Origin of the sequence: Sphingomonas faeni, from assembly GCF_040407565.1 — a bacterium.
GTDB lineage: Bacteria > Pseudomonadota > Alphaproteobacteria > Sphingomonadales > Sphingomonadaceae > Sphingomonas > Sphingomonas faeni_F.
Map to the genome: position 1 here is coordinate 103,728 of NZ_JAPZPR010000009.1, position 24,541 is coordinate 128,268.

At 66.7% G+C, this 24,541-nt stretch carries 14 protein-coding genes and 1 tRNA gene; 10 read left to right on the top strand and 5 right to left on the bottom strand.

Annotation, left to right across the window (positions count from 1 at the left end):
* Positions 1 to 40: 40 nt before the first annotated feature.
* A tRNA-Phe gene (locus O6Y00_RS18075) sits at positions 41 to 116 on the top strand.
* A gap of 152 nt (positions 117 to 268) precedes the next feature.
* Here the strand turns inward: O6Y00_RS18075 and O6Y00_RS18080 are convergent.
* Positions 269 to 1,525, bottom strand: a complete 1,257-nt coding sequence (locus O6Y00_RS18080) for an aminotransferase class V-fold PLP-dependent enzyme (RefSeq protein ID WP_353443984.1) — start codon at positions 1,523 to 1,525, stop codon at positions 269 to 271.
* A gap of 8 nt (positions 1,526 to 1,533) precedes the next feature.
* Entirely contained in the window at positions 1,534 to 3,906 is a 2,373-nt protein-coding gene (locus O6Y00_RS18085) for a TonB-dependent receptor plug domain-containing protein (protein WP_353443956.1), read from the bottom strand.
* Positions 3,907 to 4,557: 651 nt separating this feature from the next.
* On the opposite strand from O6Y00_RS18085, the gene O6Y00_RS18090 reads away from it, so the two are divergent.
* The 3 genes from O6Y00_RS18090 to O6Y00_RS18100 are packed head-to-tail and all read left to right on the top strand — an operon-like array spanning position 4,558 to position 9,818.
* Positions 4,558 to 6,240 (top strand): ShlB/FhaC/HecB family hemolysin secretion/activation protein, encoded by a 1,683-nt coding sequence (locus O6Y00_RS18090; RefSeq protein ID WP_353443957.1) that lies wholly within the window; start codon positions 4,558 to 4,560, stop codon positions 6,238 to 6,240.
* A gap of 55 nt (positions 6,241 to 6,295) precedes the next feature.
* Positions 6,296 to 9,139, top strand: coding sequence for a filamentous hemagglutinin N-terminal domain-containing protein (locus O6Y00_RS18095; protein WP_353443958.1), 2,844 nt, complete (start codon positions 6,296 to 6,298; stop codon positions 9,137 to 9,139).
* Position 9,140: 1 nt separating this feature from the next.
* Positions 9,141 to 9,818 (top strand): L,D-transpeptidase, encoded by a 678-nt coding sequence (locus O6Y00_RS18100; RefSeq protein ID WP_353443959.1) that lies wholly within the window; start codon positions 9,141 to 9,143, stop codon positions 9,816 to 9,818.
* Between the two features lie 149 nt (positions 9,819 to 9,967).
* Here O6Y00_RS18100 and O6Y00_RS18105 read toward each other — a convergent pair whose 3' ends face one another.
* On the bottom strand, positions 9,968 to 10,675 hold the full coding sequence (locus O6Y00_RS18105; protein WP_353443960.1) for a prolyl hydroxylase family protein: 708 nt from the start codon (positions 10,673 to 10,675) through the stop codon (positions 9,968 to 9,970).
* 582 nt (positions 10,676 to 11,257) lie between these two features.
* On the opposite strand from O6Y00_RS18105, the gene O6Y00_RS18110 reads away from it, so the two are divergent.
* Positions 11,258 to 11,695 carry a hypothetical protein gene (locus O6Y00_RS18110; protein ID WP_353443961.1) on the top strand — a complete coding sequence of 146 codons (438 nt, stop codon included), beginning with the start codon at positions 11,258 to 11,260 and terminating at the stop codon, positions 11,693 to 11,695.
* A 197-nt stretch (positions 11,696 to 11,892) separates the two neighbouring features.
* Here the strand turns inward: O6Y00_RS18110 and O6Y00_RS18115 are convergent, their stop codons facing one another.
* A complete protein-coding gene (locus O6Y00_RS18115) occupies positions 11,893 to 12,504 on the bottom strand; it encodes a Crp/Fnr family transcriptional regulator (RefSeq protein WP_353443962.1) in 612 nt (203 codons plus the stop codon).
* A 499-nt stretch (positions 12,505 to 13,003) separates the two neighbouring features.
* Between O6Y00_RS18115 and O6Y00_RS18120 the strand changes: the two genes are divergently transcribed.
* The 5 genes from O6Y00_RS18120 (at position 13,004) to O6Y00_RS18140 (ending at position 21,470) form a co-directional block, all read left to right on the top strand.
* Positions 13,004 to 14,026 (top strand): LacI family DNA-binding transcriptional regulator, encoded by a 1,023-nt coding sequence (locus O6Y00_RS18120; RefSeq protein WP_353443963.1) that lies wholly within the window; start codon positions 13,004 to 13,006, stop codon positions 14,024 to 14,026.
* Positions 14,027 to 14,202: 176 nt separating this feature from the next.
* Complete coding sequence (locus O6Y00_RS18125; protein WP_353443964.1) at positions 14,203 to 16,713, top strand: TonB-dependent siderophore receptor; 2,511 nt, start codon at positions 14,203 to 14,205, stop codon at positions 16,711 to 16,713.
* Between the two features lie 73 nt (positions 16,714 to 16,786).
* A complete protein-coding gene (locus O6Y00_RS18130; RefSeq protein WP_353443965.1) occupies positions 16,787 to 18,370 on the top strand; it encodes a glycoside hydrolase family 27 protein in 1,584 nt (527 codons plus the stop codon).
* Positions 18,367 to 20,157, top strand: coding sequence for an alpha-amylase family glycosyl hydrolase (locus tag O6Y00_RS18135; RefSeq protein WP_353443966.1), 1,791 nt, complete (start codon positions 18,367 to 18,369; stop codon positions 20,155 to 20,157). Before O6Y00_RS18130 ends, O6Y00_RS18135 begins: the two co-directional genes overlap by 4 nt.
* A complete protein-coding gene (locus O6Y00_RS18140) occupies positions 20,154 to 21,470 on the top strand; it encodes an MFS transporter (protein ID WP_353443967.1) in 1,317 nt (438 codons plus the stop codon). The genes O6Y00_RS18135 and O6Y00_RS18140 overlap by 4 nt, the downstream gene beginning before the upstream one ends.
* Before the next feature lie 142 nt (positions 21,471 to 21,612).
* On the opposite strand, the gene O6Y00_RS18145 is transcribed toward O6Y00_RS18140, so the two are convergent.
* Positions 21,613 to 24,120 carry a TonB-dependent receptor plug domain-containing protein gene (locus O6Y00_RS18145; protein WP_353443968.1) on the bottom strand — a complete coding sequence of 836 codons (2,508 nt, stop codon included), beginning with the start codon at positions 24,118 to 24,120 and terminating at the stop codon, positions 21,613 to 21,615.
* Positions 24,121 to 24,541 lie beyond the last annotated feature (421 nt).

Here is a 24,541-nt window from a genome sequence, read left to right on the forward strand (position 1 = left end):
ATCGCAAGGTCGGACGCTTCTCCGGTCCCAGACCGGACGTGCCCGGATAGCTCAGTTGGTAGAGCATGCGACTGAAAATCGCAGTGTCGGCGGTTCGACCCCGTCTCCGGGCACCATTTCTCCACAATGCGTAATGCGGGTGTCGGCGACGGTGGCAAGCCGTGCCGATGCGCAGATGCGATCGATCGCCGCGAAGGCCCGGTCCTCCCGAGCGGCGCCGACAGCAGCGTTTTGCCGGTAGATCGCACGTCCATGTCGTGCGCGCCGTTTACGGTGTCCCGCCAGCGATCGATCCGAGCGCGACCGCAAGGGCATCCATGTCCGCCATCGTGTTGAAGAGCGCGGGCGTCACGCGAACGCAGGCACCGCCGGCCACGCCATCGCGGTGCACGGTGAAAATCCGGTATTTCTCCAGCAGCAGCGTGGCGAGCGCGATATTGGCGTCGGTGCCGATCTTGCCGTCGATCCGGAACGACGTGATACCGCCGTGCAGATCGGGATCGTCGGGCGTCAGGATCTGGACGTTCGCCAATGTCTTCACGCCGGAGACCCAGCGGTTGCGGAGCGCTGCGAGCCGATCGGCGCGGCGCGTGCTGCCGATGCTTTCCTGGAACGCCAGCGCGGCCGGCACCGTCAGCGGCGCGGCGAAGTCGACCGTGCCGGTGTGGATGCGTGCCTGGAGCGTATCGCGATCGGACGCCGGATTGGCGGGGTCGCGGTCGATCGCGGCGAGCGCCGACCGCCGGATATGGATCGCGCCCACGCCAAGCGGTGCGCCCAGCCATTTGTGGCAGTTGATACCGACATACTCGCAGTCGAGATCGGCCAACGTCATGTCGAGCTGGCCCCAGCTATGCGCGGCATCGACGATCGTCGCGATTCCCCGCGCCCGAGCCATCGCCGCGATCTCGCGGACCGGCAGGACCAGGCCGGTGCGGTGGCTGAGATGCGTCAGGAGGATCAGTTTCAGCCGCGGGTTCGCCGCCATGGCGTTCGCATAGGCGTCGATCAGCGACTGCCGCGTGGCCGGCTCGGGCAGCGCGATCCTGATCACCGAGACGCCGCGTCGGGCGCGCAGGCTCTCCATGCACGCCTGCATGCTGTCGTAATCGAGATCGGCGTAGAGCACCGCATCGCCGGGCACGAGCCGGTTGTAACCGAGGATCAGCGCCTTGAGCGCCTCGGTCGCGTTGCGCGTGAACGCGATCTCGTCGGGGTGGACGCGCAGCGTCGCCGCCAGCGCGTCGCGCGCCGCAATCCAGTCGGCCATCATGCCACGCCGCGTATAATAGCTCGTGTCGCGGTTCACGCGTTCGACGATCCGTTCATAGGCCTGCAGCACGGGCCGCGCCATCATGCCCCAATTGCCGTTCTCGAGCTGGATCACGTCGCGCGTCACGTCGTAGTGCGACGCGATCCCCCGCCAATACGCCGCGTCGTCGGTCGCCCCGGACGGAAAGGCCGCCGCCCGCGCCGCCAGCGGCATCGCCGCCGCGCTTGCCAGCACTGTGCGGCGATCGACGATGCGCGCCATCAGAAGCTCATCCCGACCCGGACGTAATATTGCCCGCCGTCGGTGTCGTAGGGGGCGTTGCGCGAATAGATCAGGCCCCGCACCGCCTGGTTGGTCACCTCCGCCGGATAGGTATTGGCGACGTTCTCGGCGCCCACCCGGAGCGAGAAATGCTCGGCGAACCGGTAGCTGGCCGACACGTCGAACAGCGCAATTCCGCCGAACCGCTGGAAGAGTTCGCCGGTGGCATTGCCGGTGACGTCGGTCCACGCGCCGTAATAGCGCCCGCGCGCCAGCAACGAGACCGCGCCGATGTCATAGCCGAGCGTGGCGGTGGCGTTGTGCTTTGGCAGGCGCTCCTCGAAGATCCGCCGCTGCGTATCGTTGGGGATCGCCGCGCTGACGCCGCTGCGCACCTTGGTCTGGTTGTAGTTGTACGCGAGGCTAACGCTCGCGCGCCCCGGGCCGGCACGGTGCGCATAGGACAGCACCGCATCGATTCCGCGGGTGCGCGTGTCGAAGTCGTTGGTGAAATACGACACCGCGGTGAAGCGCTGCGGGTTGGCGAACGACGCCGGCACCGCGAACGTCCGCGACTGGCTGAACCGGTTGTCGACGTCGATCTGATAGATGTCGACCGATCCGGTCAGCCCGAAGCCGCTCTGGAAGGTCAGCCCCGCGGTGCCGGTCTTCGATGTTTCCGGCGTCAGCGGCTTGGCCCCGAGCGCGATGGCGAGTGGATCGCTCGGCGACAGGCGCCCCTGGTTGAAGATCTGCAGCGTCGTCGTATCGAGACCCTGCGTGGTCTGCGACGTGTTCAGCTGCGCCGGGGTCGGCGCCCGGAACCCGGTCGAATAGGTCCCCCGCGCGGCAATGCCCTTGATCGGTTCGAACCGTGCCGACAATTTGTAGTTGAAGGTATCGCCGAACGCGGAGAAATCCTCGTAGCGACCCGCCGCGCCGAGCGTCACCCTCTCCACAGGCTGCCATTCGAGATCGAGATAGCCGGCGTAGCTGGTCTGATCGAACGTTCCCGCCAGGCTCGGGCTGAAGCCCGGAAAACCGTTCGAATTGGGCGCGAGGCCGGTCGCGGCACCGGCACCGATCGCATAGGAGGCGGGGTCGCCGGCCGACACCTGATAGGTTTCGCGGCGTCGTTCCGCACCGAACGCGACGTTGACGGGATGCGCCGTGCCGACCGGCAGGCGATAGACGAAATCGGCGTTGAGGTTGAACTCGCGCTGTTCGAGGCGACCGAGGTAAAAGCTGGTCGGGCTCGCCGGCCCGAGCGATGCGTTGAGGCTCTCGTTCAACGTGTACGCGATCCGGCTGCGCCCGACCGCGGCGCTCAGATCGTAGCTGAACCGGTCGCTGACGTCGCCGCGCAGCCCGCCATCGGCCTGGTAGTCGCTGAAAGTCGTGCCGAAGCGCGGCGTGAAGCCGACCGGATAGACGCTGCGGAACGAAAAGCCGGGAAACGCTGTGCTGGCGTTGTACACGCTGCCGGTCCCGGCCGGGTTGCGCCAGTTGAAGTCGGTGACGCCTTCGCCCTGTTGCGCGGTGCCGAACACATAGAGCGTGGCGGCATCGGCGAGCGCGTAATGCGCATCGACCGCGCCGCGAATGCGCTCCTCGTCGGGTTGGCCCCAGCGCTGGACCGGGTTGGGCACCGCCAGGCCTGGATTGGCCGCCTGGAACGCGATCGCGTCGGGTCGCTGGCGGGTACGCGAGGTCGCTTCCGAATGATCATATTCACCGGTCACGACGATCGCGCCGCGCGTCCCCAGCGCGATCCCGCCGCGCGCGCCGGTCTGATATTCCTTGCCGTCGCCTTTGTAATATTGCGAGAATTGCCCGAACGCTTTCATCCCCGCGCTATCGTCGAGGATGATGTTGACGACGCCGGCGATCGCATCCGAGCCATATTGCGCCGACGCGCCATCGCGCAGCACCTCGATCCGCTTGATCGCGAGCGACGGAATCCCCGCGAGATCGGGCGCCTGCGCACCGCGCGTGCCGAGCAGCGCCGACCGGTGATAGCGCTTGCCGTTGACCAGCACGAGCGTCTGGTCCGCAGACAGGCCGCGTAACGTCGCGGGGCGGACGAACGCCTGGCCATCCGCCGCGGGCAGGCGCTGGACGTTGAACGACGGCAGCAACTGCGCGAGCGTGTCCGACAGATCGCCCGATACGCTCGATCGCACCGCGTCGCCCGACAGCACGTCGACCGGCGCCAGCGTATCGAACTGCGTCCGCGATCGGTCGCGCGTGCCGGTCACGACGATCTGGCTGTCGTCCGCGGCGGGGGCGGCGTCGGGCTGCGGCGCCGTCTGGGCGAAGGCGGACGAGCTGGCGATCAGCGCGACCAACGCACTGCCGGTGATGAATTTCATGATGCCCCTGGCTTGGCCGGCTTGGGTCCGCCGGTTCGCGAGGTCAGCTAGGCGCCGCATCTTTCGCCGTCATGACCGAACGGGTGCAGTTCGATGACACCGCCGCCAATGCGAAAAATCTTCTCCACACGGCGCGGGGCCACCCGCTCGCATGTCCGACTCGGATCTTAACGCTCCCGTAACCACGCGCCGATCGCACTATCGTCAGAATCGAACATCCGTGAGGGCCGAGTAATATGCCGACCACGCAGCGTGCGATTGGCCGATGCCGTCAGTTTCGACAGTCTTTTCGCGCCCTGATTTTGGCCGAGGGAGAGACGATACGTACGAAGAACGGCATATCCGGGCCGATTGTATATTTCAGACAAATCATGCCGCAAATTAAACTTGCATTAAACCTTAGAGACTTACATAGATCAAGAACACCATCGAGTAAGCCACACAGCGCGATCCTCGCGACCGACGACGCTCCTGGTACGCTACGCCTAACCATCTGGTTTTTGATCACCGCGGAACTCGGCACAGATCGATCCGCGACGATCCGTTAAGGCTTCGTCCTCGCTTCGGGCGGTCTATCTCCTTTTCGAACGGCTCCCGCTGCTGCGGATGGGAGACCTGTGTCTTTCTTCCGCGGTGACTTTCGAGGTGTTCATGTACAAGTCGACCCTTTGGGTAGCCGCGCTTGCGGCTGTGAGCCCGGCTGCGCTGCTGGTTTCCGTCCAGGCTGCACAGGCCCAGGTGCCCATCGGCGCCGGTGGACAGCTCCAGCAGATCCCGCCTGCACCACTCAGCGACAAGGCCGCTCCGGATCTTGGATTCGAGCGGACGGCGCCCGTCGCCGTCGCCGCCACCGGCGGACCCAAGACGCTGGTCCAGTCGCTTCGCGTCTCCGGTGCGACGCTGTTTCCCGAGGCCGACCTGATCGCCGCGAGCGGCTTCACGCCGAACAGCCAGCTCGACCTGTCCGAGCTGAAGATGCTCGCCGCGCGGATCACCGGCTATTACACCAGCCGCGGCTATTTCGTCGCGCACGCCTATGTCCCGGAGCAGGACGTGCAGAGCGGCACGGTGACGATCACGGTCGTCGAGGGGCGCTTCGGCGCGGTCGGCGTGAAGAACGACTCGCGGCTGTCGGACAGCGTCGCGAACGGCATCCTCAGCGGTCTCGATGTCGGCGATCCGGTCGCCGTGGCGCCGCTCGAACGCCGGCTGCTGATGCTGTCGGACCTGCCGGGCGTGCGCGTGCAGTCGACGCTCAGCCCCGGCACCGCGGTCGGCACGTCGGACCTGCTGGTCGACATCACCCCCGGCCAGACCATCACCGGCAGCGTCGAGGCCGACAATGCCGGCAACCGCTACACCGGCGCATACCGCGCCGGCGGCGTCGTCAACTGGAACAACCCCACGGGCTCGGGCGACGTGCTGAGCCTGCGCGCGCTCACTTCGTTCTCCGGCCTCGCCTATGGCCGCGCGTCGTACCAGGCGCCGATCGGCCAGGTTACGCTGGGCGTCGCCTACGCGCATCTCGAATACTCCCTCGGCAAGGAGTTCGACCGCCTCGACGGTAGCGGCAACGCCGATGTCGCCAGCGTCTACGCCAGCTATCCGCTGCTTCGGTCGCGCGACAACAACCTGTACCTGACGGTCGGCGGCGACCTGAAATGGTTCGAGGACAAGATCGGCATCGTCGACGCCGTCAGCTATCGCCGCGCGCAGGTCGTCAACATCGGTCTCAGCGGCGACGAGCACGACACGCTGCTCGGTGGCGGCTGGAGCGCGTATTCGCTCGGCTATTCGGTCGGCAATCTCGACATCCGCGGCGCGTATGAGCGCTCGGTCGACGCGCTGACCGCCCGCACCGACGGCAGTTACGGCAAAGTCGTGTTCAGCGTCGCGCGGCTGCAGACGATCGCCGGACCGCTGTCATTCTTCGCGTCCGCGCGCGGCCAGATCGCGTTCGACAATCTCGACATCTCCGAGAAGATGGAGCTGGGCGGCGCCTATGCGGTGCGCGCCTATCCCGAGGGCGAGGCGTATGGCGACCAGGGCTATGTCGCCACCGCCGAAGCGCGCGTCGCCTTGCCGCAGATCGTCCCGGGGTCGCTCCAGCTGTTCGGGTTCGTCGACGTCGGCGAGGTCGATTACGTCAAGCACCCGTATTTCACCGGCTCCAACCACGCGAAACGCAGCGCCTATGGCGGCGGCCTGAGCTGGGCCGGACCGTACGGGATCGCCGCGAAGGCGACCTATGCGCGCAAACTCGGCGACGAGGATGCGACGTCGGCCCCCGACAAGTCGGGCCGCGCCTGGTTCCAGCTGTCGAAGACCTTCTGATCGCGCCGCTCGCACCGAACTTTGCGGCCAGCCGCCGCCACCAAGGATACCGCACATGACCCCCATCCCTTCGTCGATCAGAAATACCAAGCGCCCCGCCCCCGCGGTCACACGCACGCGGCGCGGCGGCCTGTTCGGCACGACCGGCCTCGCGCGGTTCGCCTGGCTGATCGGCTTCAGCCTGGCCGGCACGATGGCGGCACGTCCGGTCGAGGCGCAGACGTTGCCGACCGGCGGCGACGTGGTCGCGGGCCAGGCGAGCATCGCGACCGGCACCAAGTCGCTGACCGTGACGCAGACCAGCGACCGCGCGGCGATCAACTGGCAGTCCTTCTCGATCGGCAAGGGCAGCAGCGTCGTCTTCGACCAGCCCAACAGCAGTTCGGTCGCGCTGAACCGCGTGCTCGGCTCCGATCCGTCGGTGATCCTCGGCAACCTGTCGGCGAACGGCAAGGTGTTCCTCGTCAACGCGAACGGCATCCTGTTCGGCAAGACCGCGAACGTGAACGTCGGCGGCCTGGTGGCCTCCACGCTGAACATTTCGGACGTCGATTTCCTCGCGGGTAAGAACGGTTTCGCCGGAACGAGCGGCGCTTCGGTCCAGAACGACGGCAAGATCACCGCGAAGAACGGCTATGTCGCATTGCTCGGCGCGAACGTCGGCAACACGGGCACGATCAAGGCGAATTTCGGCACGGTCGTACTCGCGGGCGGCGAGGCGATCACGCTCGACGTCGCGGGTGACGGGTTGCTCAACGTCGTGGTCGACAAGGGTGCGGTCGGCGCGCTCGTCCGCAACGGCGGGCTGATCCGTGCCGACGGCGGCAAGGTCGTGATGACCGCGCAAGGCGCGGGCGACCTGCTCCACACCGCGGTCAACAACAGCGGCATCGTCGAGGCGCGGACGCTGCAGAACCGCGACGGCACGATCCTGCTGCTCGGCGACATGAAGACCGGCACCGTCACGGTCAGCGGTGGCCTGGATGCGAGCGCACCGGTCGGCGGCAATGGCGGCTTTATCGAGACGTCGGCGGCGACCGTTAACGTCGCCGACAGCGCCAGGGTGTCGACCTTCGCACCCGGCGGGATGACCGGCACGTGGTTGATCGATCCGCAGGACTACGTGATCGGCGCGGGCGGCAACATCGCGGGATCGACGCTCGCGGCACAGCTGGTGACGACCAGCATCACGATCAGCACGATCCCCGCGGCGGGCGACACGACCACCGGCAACGGCGACATCATCGTCAACGATGCGGTCGCGTGGACCGCGTCGGGCGTGCCGACGACGCTGACGATGAACGCGTTTCGCGACGTCGTCATCAACGCGCCGATCACCGCGACAAACGGCAACATCGTCGCGTGCTGCGGTCGCGACGTGAACGTCAATGCGGCGCTGACGACCACTAACGGCAGCATCCTGCTGAACGCCGGGCGCAACGTGCAGGTGTTTCACGCGATCACCACGACCGACGGCAACATCGCGCTCTGCGCCGGCCACGACGTGATGATCGACGCGGCGGTGACGCTGACGCGTGGCACGACCATTCCGGCGCAGAGCCTCGGCCTGCCGGTCGGCCTGACGCTGATCGCGGGTGGCGACGGCACCGGGCCGGGAGTCAACGGCGGCACGATCGTGTTCGCCGCGCTCTCGCCACCGACGACGGTGACCGCGGCGCCGGTGACGATCAACTACAACCCGGTGTCCTACACGACACCCACCGACTTCTCGACCAACTTCGTCCTGACCGAGGGCGCCGCGATCACGCAGCGGATGCTGCTGTTCCCGACCGCGCAGAAGGCGGCCGACGGCAGCAACGCGGTGGTGTTGAGCGGTTTCAACACGAACGGCACGTCGGGCCTGCCGACCGGCGTTTCGCTGGTCGCCGGCCCGAACGCGACCGCGACGTTCGACAGCACCGGCGAAGGCACAGGGATCGGTGTCAGCTACAGCGGCTACTCGCTGACCGGCGCGAACGCGGACCAATATGCGCTGGCGAGTTCCTGCTGCACCACCGGGAACCGGACGACCGGCACGATAACGGCGGCACCTGCTCCAGCACCGGCCCCCGCTCCGGCGCCGGCGCCTGCTCCAGCACCGGCGCCCGCTCCAGCACCGGCGCCCGCTCCAGCACCGGCGCCCGCTCCAGCACCGGCGCCCGCTCCAGCACCGGCGCCTGCTCCAGCACCGGCGCCCGCTCCAGCACCAGCGCCTGCTCCAGCACCAGCGCCCGCTCCAGCACTGGCGCCCGCTCCAGCACCAGCACCCGCTCCAGCACCAGCGCCCGCTCCAGCACCGGCGCCCGCTCCAGCACCGGCGCCCGCTCCAGCACCGGCGCCCGCTCCAGCACCAGCGCCCGCTCCAGCACCAGCGCCCGCTCCAGCACCAGCGCCTGCTCCAGCACCAGCGCCCGCTCCAGCACCGGCGCCCGCTCCAGCACCAGCGCCCGCTCCAGCACCAGCGCCTGCTCCAGCACCGGCGCCCGCCCCAGCACCAGCGCCCGCTCCGGCACCGGCGCCCGCTCCGACGCCAACGCCTACACCAACGCCGATCCCGGTGTTGCCGTTCGTACCGACTGCTGTCCGGCCGATCCTCGACGTTCCGCCGGTCCCGGTCCGGGTGCCGACCACGCCCGATGTCGAGATCGTCCGTGGCGGCGTATTGCCCCCGCCGCCGTTCGGTCCGCCGACCGTGACGGTGACCGAACTGCCACCTACTCCCACCCCGCCCACCTACACCCCGCCGACCCAAACTCCGCCCGGCTACACGCCGCCCGGCTACACTCCGCCCGGCGCCACGCCCCCCACATCGCCGCCGGTCGGGGAACGGGGTTTCGTGCAGCCCACCCCGCCAACGCCCGCGGTGCCGGTCTATCCGCGCAAGCAGGCGCGTCATTGAGATGACCGACCATGGTCGGCGACGGTCCGGTTTCGCGATGCTTCGCGGTGTCGCGCTACTGGCGTCGCTGGCGGTCGGCGTGGGTGGCCCTGGTAGGGCGACAGCGGCACCCGCGGCGGCTCCGACGACGGCACGGTTCGACGGCGAGGCCGTCTCGGATGCGGCACGCGAGACCGCCGACTGGGTCGTCGCATCGCACGACAACACGTCGCTGCCGTTCATCGTGATCGACAAGATCAACGCCAGGGTATTCGCGTTCGACAGAGCCGGCGCGTTGCGCGGCGCGGCGCCCGCGTTGCTGGGGATGGCGCGCGGCGACGACAGCGTACCGGGGATCGGTCACCGCAAGCTCGCGACCATCACCCCGGCCGAACGCACCACGCCAGCCGGGCGGTTCGAAGCCGCGCTGGGCCATGATTTCGACCAGGATATCCTGTGGATCGACTATGACGCGGCGTTGTCGATGCACCGCGTGATCGTCGGGCGCAAAATCGACAATCGCGCCGGGCGGCTTGCCTCGCCGACGCCGAACGACAACCGCATCTCTTATGGCTGCGTCAACGTGCCTCCGGGGTTTTACGATGGCGTGGTCAAGCCGCTGTTCACCGGCACGGTCGGGATCGTCTACATCCTCCCGGAGACGAAGCCGTTGCGCAGCGTGTTCGCAGTGCCAGGATGACGGATCCGACCATCCTCCCCCGCCAGGGAGAGGTGGCACCGCAGGTGACGGAGGAGGAGGACAGGCAAATTCCGTTGTCGCTTTCCCCGTCCGTCCGGCACGTGCCAGCCGCGTTTCCTTCGCCAGGGAGGATCAGGGGGTTTGGCGCGTCACTGGCACCAGGGACGTTCGCGATACCATTTCGTCAGCACGTATTTGACGCCCCGCTCGACCGGCATGCCCTGGTGCAGCGATCCGGCGTTGGGCGCGCCATACTCGTCCATGTTGTTCCAGATCACCAGATTGCCCGCTTTCGGCGTGATCGCGACGCCGGCGGTCGGATAGTTCGTCCGCCCCCCCGCCTCGGGCTCGTTGAGGAAGGTCATCGCCGACCATGTCCGCTGGCCGCCCATCGCAACCTGATCCTGCCAGTACGGCTGGCCGGTATCGAAGAAATCATGATGCGGCTTGAACTCCTGCCCGACCGCGTAGCGCTGGCCCTGCAACGCCTCGCCGTAGCAAGGCTCGAGCCCGGTCAGCTGGTCGAGCTTGGTCTCGACCGCAGTGACCGGCGCCGGCCCCGGGTAGAGGTAACACGTCTCGCTGGTACGATGCGCCGACGCCGTGGCATCGCCGACGACCGGCGACGGCACGCGATTCGCGTCGATCATCGCGATCAGCGCCGCGCATTCGTCGAGCGTCAGGAAATTGCGGACGATATACAATTCGACACCAGTCGCCGGCATCCGCACGGCATCGGGGTAACACGCGATCCGCTCGCGAACCTCAGCTGCGGATTCTGTCCTGCCCAGGGCCTCGATATTACCGTCACGCCGATCCGGCGGCGACAGTTCGAGCCCGGAAGCCGGCGCAGACACGTCGTTCGATACACGATCGGAGATAGGAAACCGCATCATAACGTCGTCGCTTTCAGGCCAGGTTCGGCAAGGCTTAATGCCGCGGATGTCCTAACATAGATTTATATTTCCGTGCAGCGGAACCATATAAACAGATCTATGTTAGTAATATACGACCAACATAGGTTAGGCCGGTTGAGCGCTTAGTGCCACCACCCCGCCCTCATGGATGCGCGCAAGTCGCACCAGACCGAAGAGTTCGGGAACATCCCCCGCTCCGCTGCCGGCGAGAGCGACGGGTGACGCGATTGAACCGACATCGGCGGAGACAACCATGCAGGCCATATTTCTGGCGGGCGGGGACGTGCGTTCGACTGCGCATCCCTTGCACGCTGCCACACCGCTTTTCGCATCATCCCCCATGATAGCATGCGCGCTGGCGACGGCGATCGCCGCCGAGACCGAGGACCAGCGCGTCGCGATCGGCATCGCGGGACAGCCGACCGGGCGCTTCAGGTAATTCTGCACCGATCGCGCGACGATCGGCCGACACCCTGAACCGAACTCTCTCTCGTCTCCGCGCCGCGCGGGGCCAGGACCCCCATGTTCAAAACCATTCTCGCAGGCGCCGCAGCCTCGATGCTCGCGCTCCTCCCCCAACCCGCCGCCGCACAGCGGTTGATCCTGCCGGGCGCGCTGTTGCTCGCCGGCTACCGCGCCACCTGCGGCCCGGTCGATACGATGATCGAGCCGATCGAGGACATCGCCGCGGCGTATCGGGGCCGCATCGTCCTCCACCCGCGCGTCCTCGATCTCCCGCGCGCGCAACAGCTGTTCTGGTACACGCACGAATGCGCGCACCAGATCTTCGGCCCCGGCGAGGCCGCCGCCGATTGCTGGGCGGTCCAGCAGGGCCGGATCAACGGTTGGTTATCCGATGCCGACCTGAAGAAACTCGGCGAAACGATGCGCCTGTTCCCCGGCGACGCCACGCACGCGCCGGGAACCGAACGAATCGCGCACATGCGGACCTGTTATTGAGACGCGCTGGGCGGCGCGCGCGGCTATGCCAGGGTCGATGCGGCCCAAGGAAGCGATATCGCCTCCTCAGCGGTCCGGTTGTCACGATCGACGGCATTCGTCGCAGGCCGATCTCTGTCCAGATGAAGATAGCGGCTGTTGAAATCCGCTTCCTTCACCAGCGCTCCCCAGTCCGGGATCGTCACGCCGCGCTTGCTTTACTCGACCAGACCATCGCGCACGAGACCTTTGAGCGTCCGGTTGACATGGACCGCCGTCAGGCCGAGCGCATCCCCCAATTGTTCCTGCGTCATCGGGAGCTCATAGGCCTGCCCGGGCGGCGAACCCCACCGATCGAGGCGCGCGGCGAGTTCGCACAACAGATGGGCAATCCGGGTGCGCGCATCGCGGCGACCGATATTGAGCATCCATTCGCGCGCGATAGACAGTTCGATGGCCACCGCCGCGAACAGCGCATGCGCCACCGACGCCCGCTCGGCGGCGATCCTGCGCAACGCGTCCTGCGGTATCGAAACGACCTCGCACCGGGTCAGTGTCTGCACATTGCAGTCTGCGCCCGCCAGATAGAGTAGCTGCAGGTTGAAAAGCTCGTCCGGTATCTGAACCGACACCACTTGCCGCAAGCCCTCGCCACTGATCTTGTGCCGGAAGGCGAGGCCCGACACGAGCATGCCGCAATGATCCGGCGTGTCCCCGTCGCGCGCCAGATAGCTACCCGCCTCGAACCACCGGGAGGCAAAGGGCAGTTCGAGCAATCCGGCCCGGTCCTCGATCGAGATCGCGGCGTGGACTTCCAGTCTATCGACCATGCGAACGAGTGGGCTAACCTTCGCTGAATTCATACTTTATTCCTGCAGGTGCAGTATAAAACTGCGCGCAGTTTAATCCGCTCGAATTGTTTTGCCAAAACCTAAGCGGATTGTAGCACTTCCGTAAACGCTCGTACCTACAAAATATGATCCGAATGCGATAGTAATCGCTAATATACTGAACATGTTCGACAAATATTCTACGCTTTGTAATATTTCGACTTTCGTTCGGAACCGCGAGATCTGCCTGCGGGAGCGCCCGGCTTGGTCGGCGGTTTGCGAAACCAGACGCGCCGCAGACGGCGCCCGTTTTGTGTGCCTCGCGCCCTACCGCATGCACGGATCGCGGGAGATTGCGGTTCGGGCCGTGGCCATGTCTGCGCCATCCGCCGTTCGCATGCGTCGCGCGCGGCCTGGTCGCGCGGGGAATTATGCCGGCTGCAGCCAGGATCAACCCGCGGCTGTTCTATCCAGCGCGCAATCGCCATATACGGGGGGCATGAGTTCCATCCCGACGGTCCCCAAACGAGCGCGCACGCTCAGCGACATCGCGAAATTGGCCGGCGTGCATACGGCGACGGTGTCCCGCGCGCTCGCCGACAATCCTCTGGTCAATCCCGAGACGCGGGCGAGAATTCGGGCGCTGGCCGCCGAGCACGCGTTCCGTCCGAACCAGATGGCCAGTCGGCTGCGAACCCAGAAAACCAACGTGGTCGCCGTCGTTGTTCCGCTCGGTCATGAACGACGCCAGCATCTCTCGGACCCGTTCTTCATGACGATCCTAGGGCATCTGGCGGATCAGCTGACCGAGGGCGGGTTCGACATCATGCTGTCCCGCGTCATTCCCGATGCCGAGGACTGGCTCGAGCGGATCGTCGATTCTGGCATGCTCGACGGCGTGCTCCTGATCGGTCAGTCGGATCAGTTCGACGCGATCGAGCGGGTCGCGCAGCGGTATCGGCCGCTCGTCGTCTGGGGCAGCCATATGGAAGGCCAGACGCACTGTGCCGTCGGCGTCGATAATCGGCGCGGCGGCTATCTGGCGGGACAGCGATTGATCGAACGCGGGTGTCGCAAACTCGCCTTTTTCGGCGAGATACGAACGCTCGAACTCGCGCAGAGATACGAAGGGCTGCAACGCGCATCGCAGGACGCGGGAATCGCAGCGCCGGTCCAATATGCCACCCACCTCGCGTCGGACGTCATGACCGATGAGATCGCGATCCACGTCGACGGCATGGCGGGCAAGATCGACGGGATCGTGGCGGCATCCGATGTGATCGCGATGCATACCCTCAGCGTGCTCTCGGCCCGCGGCATCGCCGTGCCGACCGGATTGCCGGTGATCGGGTTCGACGATCTTCCCTTGGCAAACCTGGTCGTTCCCCGGCTGACGACGATCCGGCAGGACGTGCATCGCGGCGCATCGGCAATGGTCCGCGCGCTGTTCGATCGCATGGCCGGCACCGACGCGCCATCGGTCGTGATGGCGCCATCGCTGATCACCCGCGACTCCGCCTGATCGGCCGTCGGGCTCGCCCGACTATCGATATTCGAGCGTTCGGATGCCATTGGTGGTCGCCCATATTATCATGGCATCACGCCCTGCAATCGTTTGTTGCAAAGGTTTGCATAGTTCGTCATAGACGCCCTCACAAACAGGTCGCCGCTCACGGCAGATCGAGCAGGAGGGGTTACATGCGCAACGCATCATATTGGCTGGCCGGGGTCGCCCTGGCATCGTTCTCGCCGCTTGCCGCCCAGGCGCAGGTCGCGTCATCGCAGCCCGCCTCAGTACCCACCGCCGACCCCGCTGCGCTCGATCCCGCCGCGTCGATCGACGACGCCCAGCGCGGCAACGACATCATCGTCACCGGCACCTCGCGTCCAGAGCGTCGGCTGACCACCAGCATCACCGTCAGCTCGCTCGATTCCGCGCAGATCGCCCAGACCGCGCCGCTCGGCAGCGCCGATCTCATCCGCAACGTGCCCGGCCTGCGCGCCGAGGCGTCGGGCGGCGAAGGCAATGCCAATATCGCGGTGCGCGGCCTGCCGGTCGCCAGCGGCGGCGGCAAGTTCGTCCAGTTCCAGGAAGACGGCCTGCCCGTCCTCGACTTCGGCGACATCGCGTTTGCGACCGCCGACACGTTCGTCCGTCCCGACAGCAACGTCCAGCGCGTCGAAGTGGTGCGCGGTGGCTCCGCGTCGACCTTCACGAGCAACGCGCCGGGCGCGATCATCAACTTCATCAGCAAGACCGGCAAGACCGCCGGCGGATCGCTCGCACTGACCAAGGGCATCGACTTCGACCGGACCCGGATCGACGCCGATTACGGCGCACCGATCGGCGACGACTGGAGCTTCCACGTCGGCGGCTTCTACCGCGTCGGCGACGGCGTGAAGAAGATCGGCTACAACGCCGAGAAGGGCGGCCAGATCAAGGCCAACATCACGCGCAACTTCGCCAACGGTTTCATCCGCATCAACGGCAAGTATCTCGACGACAAGGCGCCGGTGTATATTCCGGTGCCGATCCGGAACACCGGCACCAACAGCGATCCGAAGTTCAGCAACCTCCCCGGGTTCGATGCGCGCAAGGACCCGCTGCAGTCGCCCTATTTCCGCAACGACCTGGCGATCGGCGCGAACGGTCAGCGCATCCGCACCGATGTCGCCGACGGCTATCGCACCAAGGTGCGCGGGATCGGCGGCGAGGCGTCGTTCGATATCGGCGGCGGATTCTCCGTCGACGACAAGTTCAACTACGCCAAGAATTCGGGCGGGTTCGTCTCGCCCTATGCTGCCAATGTCGCGACCGCGGCCTCGTTCGCCACCTCGATCGGCGGCGCCGGCGCGACGCTGCGCTACGCCAATGGCCCAAACGCGGGGCAGACCATCGCCAATCCGGCGACGCTCAACGGCAATGGCCTGGCGACGAACGCGCTGCTGTTCAACGCGACGCTCGACGACTTCACCAACATCACCAACAACCTGACGCTCGCCAAGGACATCGCCAGCGATTCGCTCGGCTCGGGCTCGGTCACGCTGGGCTATTTCAAGTCGCGCCAGTCGGTGAAGATGGACTGGCATTGGAACAGCTATCTGCAGGAGGTCAGCGGCAACCGGCCCGCACTGCTCGACGTGTATAACGCGGCCGGCCAGCCGGTCACGCAGAACGGCCTGATCGCCTATGGCGAGCCGGTGTTCGGCAATTGTTGCCAGCGCTATTACGACGTCGATTACACGATCGATGCGCCCTACCTTGCGGTGACGTGGAAGACCGGGCGGCTCAACATCGACGGCAGCGTGCGGTGGAACAGCTCGAAGGCGGACGGCAGCTATGCCACCAACACCGGGCTGAGCGTGGTCGACGTCAACCAGGACGGTATCATCCAGGTGCCCGAGCGCACCGTGCCGGTGGTCAATCTCGCGGCGTCCAAGCCGGTCGATTACCGCAAGAACTATTTCACCTGGTCGGTCGGCGCGAACTACGAGATCCAGAACGACCTGGCACTGTTCGCCCGCGTCAGCCGCGGGGCGCGCTTCAACGCCGACCGCGTCCTGTTCGGCGGCGGCATTCGCGACGACGGCAGCATCGCCGACGAGATCGCGGTGAACTTCGTCAACCAGCAGGAAGCCGGTGTGAAGTTCCGCTCGGGCGGGTTCTTCGCCAACCTCACCGCATTCCGCGCGACGACCGCGGAGTCGAACGAGATCGTCATTCCGCAACAGCGCGTGATCAACAACAAATACCGCTCCTATGGCCTCGAGCTCGAGGGCGGCGTCGATTACGGCATCCTGCATCTGACCGGTGGCGCCACCTACACGCACGCCCGGATCGTCGAGAGCCAGATCACACCGGCACTCAACGGCAACACGCCGTATCGCCAGGCGGACCTGATCTTCCAGGCGTCGCCGTCGATCGTCGTCGACAGCCTGACGGTGGGCGCGAACTTCATCGGCACGACCTCGTCCTATGCGTCGGATGCGAACCAGCTCAAGATTCCGGGCTATGTGATGACCGGGGCATTCGCGTCCTATGACGTCACGCCGATGCTGCGGGTGTCGGTCAATGCGCAGAATCTGTTCAACACGCTCGCGATCACCGAACTGGGCCTGGCGACCGACTCGCTCCCGACAAGCGGCATCAACACCGCGCGCGCCTTCCCGGGCCGCAACGTCAGCGCGACGATCGGCCTGAAGTTCTGATACCGACGCCACGTCGCGACATCCTGCCCCGGGTGTCGCGACCTGACGACCGGGGGGAATGAAAGTGATGCATATGCGTAGGACGCTTGGCACGATCGGCATCGTGGTCGTCGGTGCTGCGGTCGGTACCATCATACCGTTGGCCATGCCCCCTGCGGCTCCTCCCCAGAAGCTGGTGAAGCTCAACGGCAGCTGGCTGATCGTTCCCCGCCGCACGCCGGAATCGATTGCCATCGGCGGAATCCCCCGATCGTTCGTGCTGTCGAGCGATGGCAGGACGGTGAAGGGTGAGTTCCGCTTCAATGGGTGGGTCTATCCGATCGCGAACATGGTGTCCCGGTCCGACGGGTTCGCGTTCGACCTGACCGGCAACCCGCCGTTCGTGAAGACGCGCGCAAAGCTGTCCGCGGACGGCCGGTTTCTCGACGTATGGATCGGCGACGACGTGGTTGGCGTCGCGCCCTTCCTCGCACGGCGCGTGACGCCCGCCGAACTCGCGGCTGTCGAACGCGATGCACCGCGCCCCGACAACATGACCAAGCTCCCCCTGCCCCCCTTGCACGCCGTCAGTTTTAAGAATCTGGCGCCAACCCCGCCGATGGGCTGGAACAGCTGGAACGTCTTCCGCGAGACGGTCGACGACAAGGCGGTGCGCGCGATGGCGGACCGACTCGTCTCCACCGGGCTACGCGATGCCGGTTACCGCTATGTCACGATCGACGATGGCTGGCAGGGCAAGCGCGATGCAGCAGGCGTGCTGCATCCCAACGCCAAGTTCCCCGACATGAAAGGGCTGGTCGACTATATCCACGCACGCGGCCTGAAGGTCGGCATCTACAGTTCGCCGGGGCCAGTCACCTGCACTGGCTATATCGGCAGCCACGGTCATGAGAAGCAGGATGCGAAGACCTTTGCCGCATGGGGCGTCGACCTGCTGAAATACGACTGGTGCAGCGCGTCCAACATCTACGGCACCAAGATCGAAATGCAGGCGCAATACCAGAAGATGGGCGACGCGCTGGCCGAGGCCGGCCGCGCGATCGTCTACAGCCTGTGCCAATATGGGCTGTACGATGTCGGCAGCTGGGGCAACCGCGTTGGTGGTCACCTCTGGCGGACCAGCGGCGACAGCATCGAGGGCGATCTGTGGTACGCGGTCGATCTCCGCTTCGATTATGACGGCAACGCCGCGCATGCCGGGCCCAGCGCTTGGAACGACGCCGACATGATGCTGATCGGCATCGATGGCCTTACGCCCGAGGAATACCGGACGCACTACACGCTGTGGACGATGGCCGCGTCGCCGATCATCCTGGGCAACGACCTGCGGACGATGACGCCTGCGATCAAGGCCTTGGTCGCCAATCGCGAGGTGATCGCGGTCGACCAGGATCCGCTCGGCGTTCAGGGTCGGCGCGTGTCGCAAACTGGCAAGACCGAGATCTGGACCAAACGGCTCGCCGACGGATCGACCGCAGTCGCGCTGTTCAACCGCGGCGATGCGGCGGCGACCATGACCGTGCGCTGGCAGGATGTCGGCTTGCCGCAACCAAAACGGGTCCGAGACCTGTGGCGCGGGGCCGATCTGCCGACCGGGGCGGCCTATTCCACCGACATTCCGCGCCACGGTGCCATCTTGCTGCGAGCCTATCGATGAGCGTTTCGACCCGTGACGATCGTTCGCGCCGGCATCGCGCGACGCTGCGCCGACAGCTGGACCGGCTATATGGCGCCGGGCACGATGTCGCGGCGCTATGGTCGCGGATCGAGGCGGTGCTCGACGACCGCGCAGCCGAACGCCCACCGACGATGCAGGCACTCGATGCCGAACGCGTGGGCGATCCGGACTGGTTCGTCGCGCCCGACATGATCGGCTATTCGACCTATGTCGATCGCTTCGCCGGCACCGTCGCGGGGATGGCCGGACACGTCGATCATTTCGAGCGGCTCGGCGTGCGCTACCTCCACCTGCTGGCGCTGCTGAAGGCGCGCGCCGGCGACAGCGATGGGGGCTTCGCGGTCGCCGATTATCTCAGCATCGAACCGGCGCTGGGGTCGATGGCGGATGTCGAACGGCTCTGCGAACGGCTGCGCGCCGCGCGGATCAGCCTGTGCGTCGATCTCGCGCTCAACCACACCGCCGACGATCACGTCTGGGCGATCGCCGCGAAGGCCGGCGACCCGCACTATCGCGACTTCTACATCGTGCTGGACGAAGCCGAGGCGGCGCGGCGCGAGACGCTGTTGCCGCAGGTGTTCCCGACCACCGCGCCGGGCAACTTCACGATCGTCCCCGCGATGGGCGGCGCGGTGTGGACGACCTTCTACCCGTTCCAATGGGATCTGAACTGGGCGAACCCCGACGTGATGGTGGCGATGATCGACACGATGCTGCGGCTCGCCAACCATGGTTTCGAGGCGTTCCGGCTCGATTCCACCGCGTTCCTGTGGAAGCAGGCCGGCACCGATTGCCGCAACCTGCCACAGGCGCATCACATCGTCCGCGCGCTGCGCGCCGCGCTGGAGATCGCCGCGCCAGCGACGTTGCTCAAGGCGGAAGCGATCGTCCCGACCGCGTTCGTGCCGCCCTATTTCGGGGCGGACGAAGGCGACGGGTTCGAACCCGAATGCCATCTGGTGTACAACAACTCGCTGATGGTCGCGGGCTGGGTCGCGCTGGCCGAGCAGTCCGCGGCGCTGCCCGCGGCGATCGTCGGCGCGAGCGGCGGCCTTCCCAACGGCGCGAACTGGCTGACCTATGCCCGCTGCCACGACGATATCGGCTGGGGCGCGGTGCTCGGCGATCTGCGCGGCTTCGACCCCGACCCCGAAGCACGCCTCGCGCGCGCCGGTCGCTTCATCGAAGGCGCGGGCGACAGCTGGGCTCGGGGTGAGCCCTTCCAGTCCGATGGCGCCGCGCTGCACGGTACCAACGGGACGATGGCCTCTCTCGCCGGGCTCGAAGCCGCGGTCACCGACGACGCGCGCGAGGCCGCGTTCCGCCGGATCGCACTGCTGAACGCGCTGGCGGTCGCCAGTGGCGGGCTCGCGACGACGTACATGGGCGACGAGGCCGGGATGGTGAACGACCGGTCCTATCTCGCCGACCCCGACAGGGCGCACGAGGGGCGCTGGCTGCACCGTCCGGCGATGGACTGGACCGCGATCGAGACCCCCGCCGCAAGGCGGATCGACGGCGACCTCGCCAGGCTCCGGGCGGCGCGCATCGCCAGCAATGGTGCCGGTGCGCCGACGCTGCTTGCGACGCCCGCCACGGTGCCGCAGCTTCTCGGTATCGGCTGTGGGAGCGACCGGGTGTTCTTCAACTTCTCCGACCGACGGGTGGCGCTGTCCGACCGTGGCATCGACCGGCTGACCGGCACCGCCACCGGCGAGATGCTCGAACCGTTGCACATCGTCTGGCTATCAGGAGCGTCCGCATGAAGCCGCGTCTTTCGCTCGCCCGGATCATCGAGATGAACCTCGGCTTCCTCGGGCTGCAATTCTCGTTCGGGCTGCAACAGGCCAACATGGCGCCGATCTACGGCTATCTCGGTGCGGACGAGGCGTCGTTGCCGCTGCTCTGGCTGGCGGGGCCGATGACCGGGCTGCTCGTCCAGCCGCTGATCGGCGCGCTGTCGGACAAGACCACCAGCCGGCTCGGTCGGCGGACGCCCTATTTCCTGGTCGGCGCGGTGCTGTGCAGCCTGTGCCTGCTGGCGATGCCGTACAGCCCGACCTTGTGGGTCGCGGCCAGCCTGTTGTGGATCCTCGACGCCGCCAACAACGTCACGATGGAGCCCTATCGTGCCTATGTCGGCGATCGGCTGTCGGAGGATCAGCGATCGACCGGGTTCCTGACGCAATCGGCGTTTACCGGGCTCGCGCAGACCCTGTCCTATCTCGCGCCGTCGCTGCTGGTGTGGTGGGGGCTGAACAAGGATGCGGTCGATGCGAACGGCATTCCCGATATCACGCGGATCGCGTTCCTGGTCGGTGCGGTGCTGTCGCTGTCGACGATTCTGTGGTCGGTCTTCCGCGTCCCCGAACTGCCGCTGACCCCCGAGGAACTGGTAGAGATCCGCGCGGACAAGCTGACGCTCGGCAGCGCGGTACGCGACGTCGTCCAGGCGATCCGCGACATGCCGACGGCGATGCGGCAACTCGGCGTCGCGATGCTGTGCCAATGGTATGCGATGTTCGCCTACTGGCAGTTCATCGCCTTCGCGCTATCGCGGTCGCTGCACGGCACCGCCGATCCCGCGAGCCAGGGGTTTCGCGATGCCGCGCTGACGGTCGGTCGGATCGGTGCGTTCTACAACGCGGTCGCGTTCGTCGCCGCGCTGGCGATGGTGTTGATCACGCGACGTTACGGTGCGCGCGTCGTCCATGCGGTGTGTCTCGCGGCATCCGGCGCGGCGATGCTGGCGATCCCGGGTATCGCCACCGAGGGCTGGCTGTACCTGCCGATGATCGGCATCGGGCTCGGCTGGGCGAGCATGATGGGCAACCCCTATGTGATGCTGACCGACGTCGTGCCGCCGGCGCGGTTCGGCGTGTACATGGGCATCTTCAACATGTTCATCGTCGTGCCGATGATGATCGAGAGCCTGACGGTCCCGCTGTTCTTCCGGCCGTTGCTCGGCGGCGATGCGCGCAACATCCTGTATGTCGCGGGCGCGCTGATGTTCGCCGGCGCGATAGCCACGTTGCGCGTGCAGGCGGGAAACCGGGTCACGACGCCGGCATTCTCATGACGCTGACGCGGCCACGAGAGACGCGACGTCAGGTCGCCGCCAATCGGCCAGGCCTCTAGTCGGGACATCGCATGTGGGGGCCAGCCACCGCCATCGGCGTGCCGGCCCCCCAAGGATCATACGGCGTTCCGGCCGTCCCCGATCACCAGTTCAGGCCGACGCGGGCGTACAGATAGCGGCCGTTGAACCCGAACGGCGAATAGGACGGATATCCCAGGACGCCGGTGCTGTTGTTCGCCGCGATCGTCCGATCGGGATAGACGTCGAACACGTTGCTGACGCCCAGCCCGATCTGCGCGCCCTTGGTCGCGGTGTAGCGCAGCTCGAGATCGGTGATCGCGTGCTTGCCGGTATGGACGTCGGCGGCAACCAGCGTGCCGGGCTGGTTGACGTCGCCGTAATAGGTGACGCGGGCGAGCGCACCGAGACGGTCGAGCGACCAGTCGATCGTCCCCGTGACCTTGGTGCCCGGCGTGCCGTCTTCGAGCGTCAGGATACGGCTGCGCGCGAACAGCGTCGGCGCGGGGTTCAGCGTCGAGGTCGTGACCGGCACGCGCGTGACGTCGACGTCGTTGACGTTGCCCGCAACCGTGAAGTCGAAATTGCCCGCGCTCTCGGCGGCCAGTCGGTAATGCGCGACGACGTCGATGCCCTTGGTGGTCGAGGCGAGACCGTTCAGGAAGAACCGCGCGGCCGATACGTTGAACGGCGCGAGCAGCGACGCGACGGTCGGGCTGAAGGTCGCGGCGATGTTCTCCGACAGGCCGATCTGGTCGCGGATGTGGATGCGGTACGCGTCGATCGTCAGGTCGAACCCGCCTGCGCGGATCACCGTGCCGACCGACAGGTTGGTCGACTTCTCGGGCTCGAGCGGCAGGCCGCCGAGCGCGGTCGCGACGTTGTCGACCGAGGGGAACGTGCCCGTCTGGATCGGAACGCCGTTGGTGACGACCGACGCGGTCTGCGTGAAATATTGCTGCTGCAGCGACGGCGCCCGGAAGCCGGTCGAGGCGGTGGCACGCAACGCGAACCACTTCGCGACATCGTAGCGGAGCGATGCCTTGCCGGTCGCGGTGCTGCCGAAATCGGAATAATCCTCCGCCCGGCCAGCGAGCCCGACGAGCAGCTTGTCGGTAACCTGCGCCTCGATGTCGAGATAGATGCTGCCGTTGCGGCGGCTGCGCTCGGTCGCGTTACCGGGCGCAAAGCCGCCGAAGCCCTGCGCACCCGCCGCGGGTGTGAGGCCCGCCGGGATCCCCGTCACCGTGCCGGCCGGCGGAAGGCCGTAGGAGGCCAGTTCGCCCGCCACGATCTTGTAGCCTTCGCGACGGCCCTCGATGCCGAACGCGACGTTCAGCGACTGGAAGACATCGAACTTGCGCGAGACGTCGAGCCCCGCGACATATTGGTCGTAGACCGTCGAACCGTCGTTGAAATTGCGCGGCGTGGCCGTGCCGAAGGCATAATTCGCCGAGTTCAGCGTGCGATAGTCGATCCGGTTGCGACCGTAGCTGAGCGACAGATCGACGTTGAACCCCGCCACGTCGCCACGCAGGCCGACCGCGGAATTGATATCCTTCGACTTGGTGTTGATGATCGGGAGGAAGCCGTTCGGATACCCCGCCCGGGCGAGGTTCCCCAGCGTGGTCAGCGTCGCCGCGCTGGTGCCGGCGGGCGCGATGCGCGGGAAGGCGGCGCTGCGGCTGTCGCGATCCTGATAGCCCCCGAACGCGTACAGGCTGAGCGTATCGGTGAGCGACGTCCCGGCGTTGACGAAGCCGGTATATTGCTCGACCGCGGGATCGCCGTAGCGACCGGTGACCCGGTTGGGCGACACGCGCGTATCGATATCCGCGCGGTTGGTCGGCTGGCGCTTGGTATATTCGCCCGAAACCGTGACGAACCCGTCGCGGCCGAACCCGATGCCCTGCCACGCCGAGGCGGTCACGGCGTTCTCACCGGTCACGTGCCGGCTGTTGTTGGCGGTGTCGACGTCGGTGTCGTAGAAGCCGTAGGTGACCTGCGCACCGCCACCCGCGCGCGCCTCGCGCAGCCGCAGGTTGACCACGCCGGCGATCGCGTCCGAGCCATATTGGGCCGAGGCACCGTCGCGCAGCACCTCGATCCGGTCGAGCGCCACGGTCGGCACGGTGTTGAGATCGACCGCCGCCGAACCACGACCGACGCTGCCGTTGGTGTTGAGCAGCGACGAGGTATGGCCGCGAATGCCGTTGATGAGCACCAGCGTCTGATCGGGCGACAGCCCGCGCAGCGTCGCGGGGCGGATCGCGTCGGTGCCGTCGGTCGCCGACGGACGCGGGAAATCGATCGACGGCGCGATCGCCGACAGCGCGGTGGCGAGCTCAGTGGTGCCCTGCCGCTGCAGGCTGGCCCCGCTCAGTACGTCGACCGGCGATGCGCTGTCGAGCCGCGAGCGGCCGGCCGTGCGGGTGCCGGTGACGATGATATCGTCCTGTACGTCCGCGACCGGCGCAGCGGCAGCCGGATCGGTAGCAGCGGGGGCGGCGGCGGCGGGGGCGACCGGATCGGTTGCAGGCGTCGCAGGACCCTGTTGTGCCCAGACGACCTGCGTCTGAACCAGCGTGAGAGTCGAAACGGCGAGGGCTAAAGCGGTACGGTAGGCGATCATCGACGGGTCCCTTTTGGCGTGTCGCTCTTCGGCGACCATGGGCTCCCGGTCGACCCGAGACCGCCTTGGATCAAGACAATAAATCTACGCCGGCATGCGTGTCCGACCATATCCCGCGCAGGTTTGCCGCAGGATCGTCCGCCCGGTGCCGCCGCAGGATAGGTTTTGCCACGCGAAAAGGGTCTGCAAATCGTCGTTGCGCTATTGATCCCTGCCGCGGTCGGATTGCGGCGTTCGATACGCAGCTTTCACGCGGCGAACGCCGCGACCCCGCTCGCGCGCGCAAGTGCATCCACGCCCTCGGGCTTTCCGACCATGCAAGCCTCGGTTCGTCTGTGTGGTCGCAGGTGAACGCGATGGCGCTTCGGTCGCCAACCCTCTGCAATACAGGCCTGATGCCCCACGGATTCATCCGGTCGGC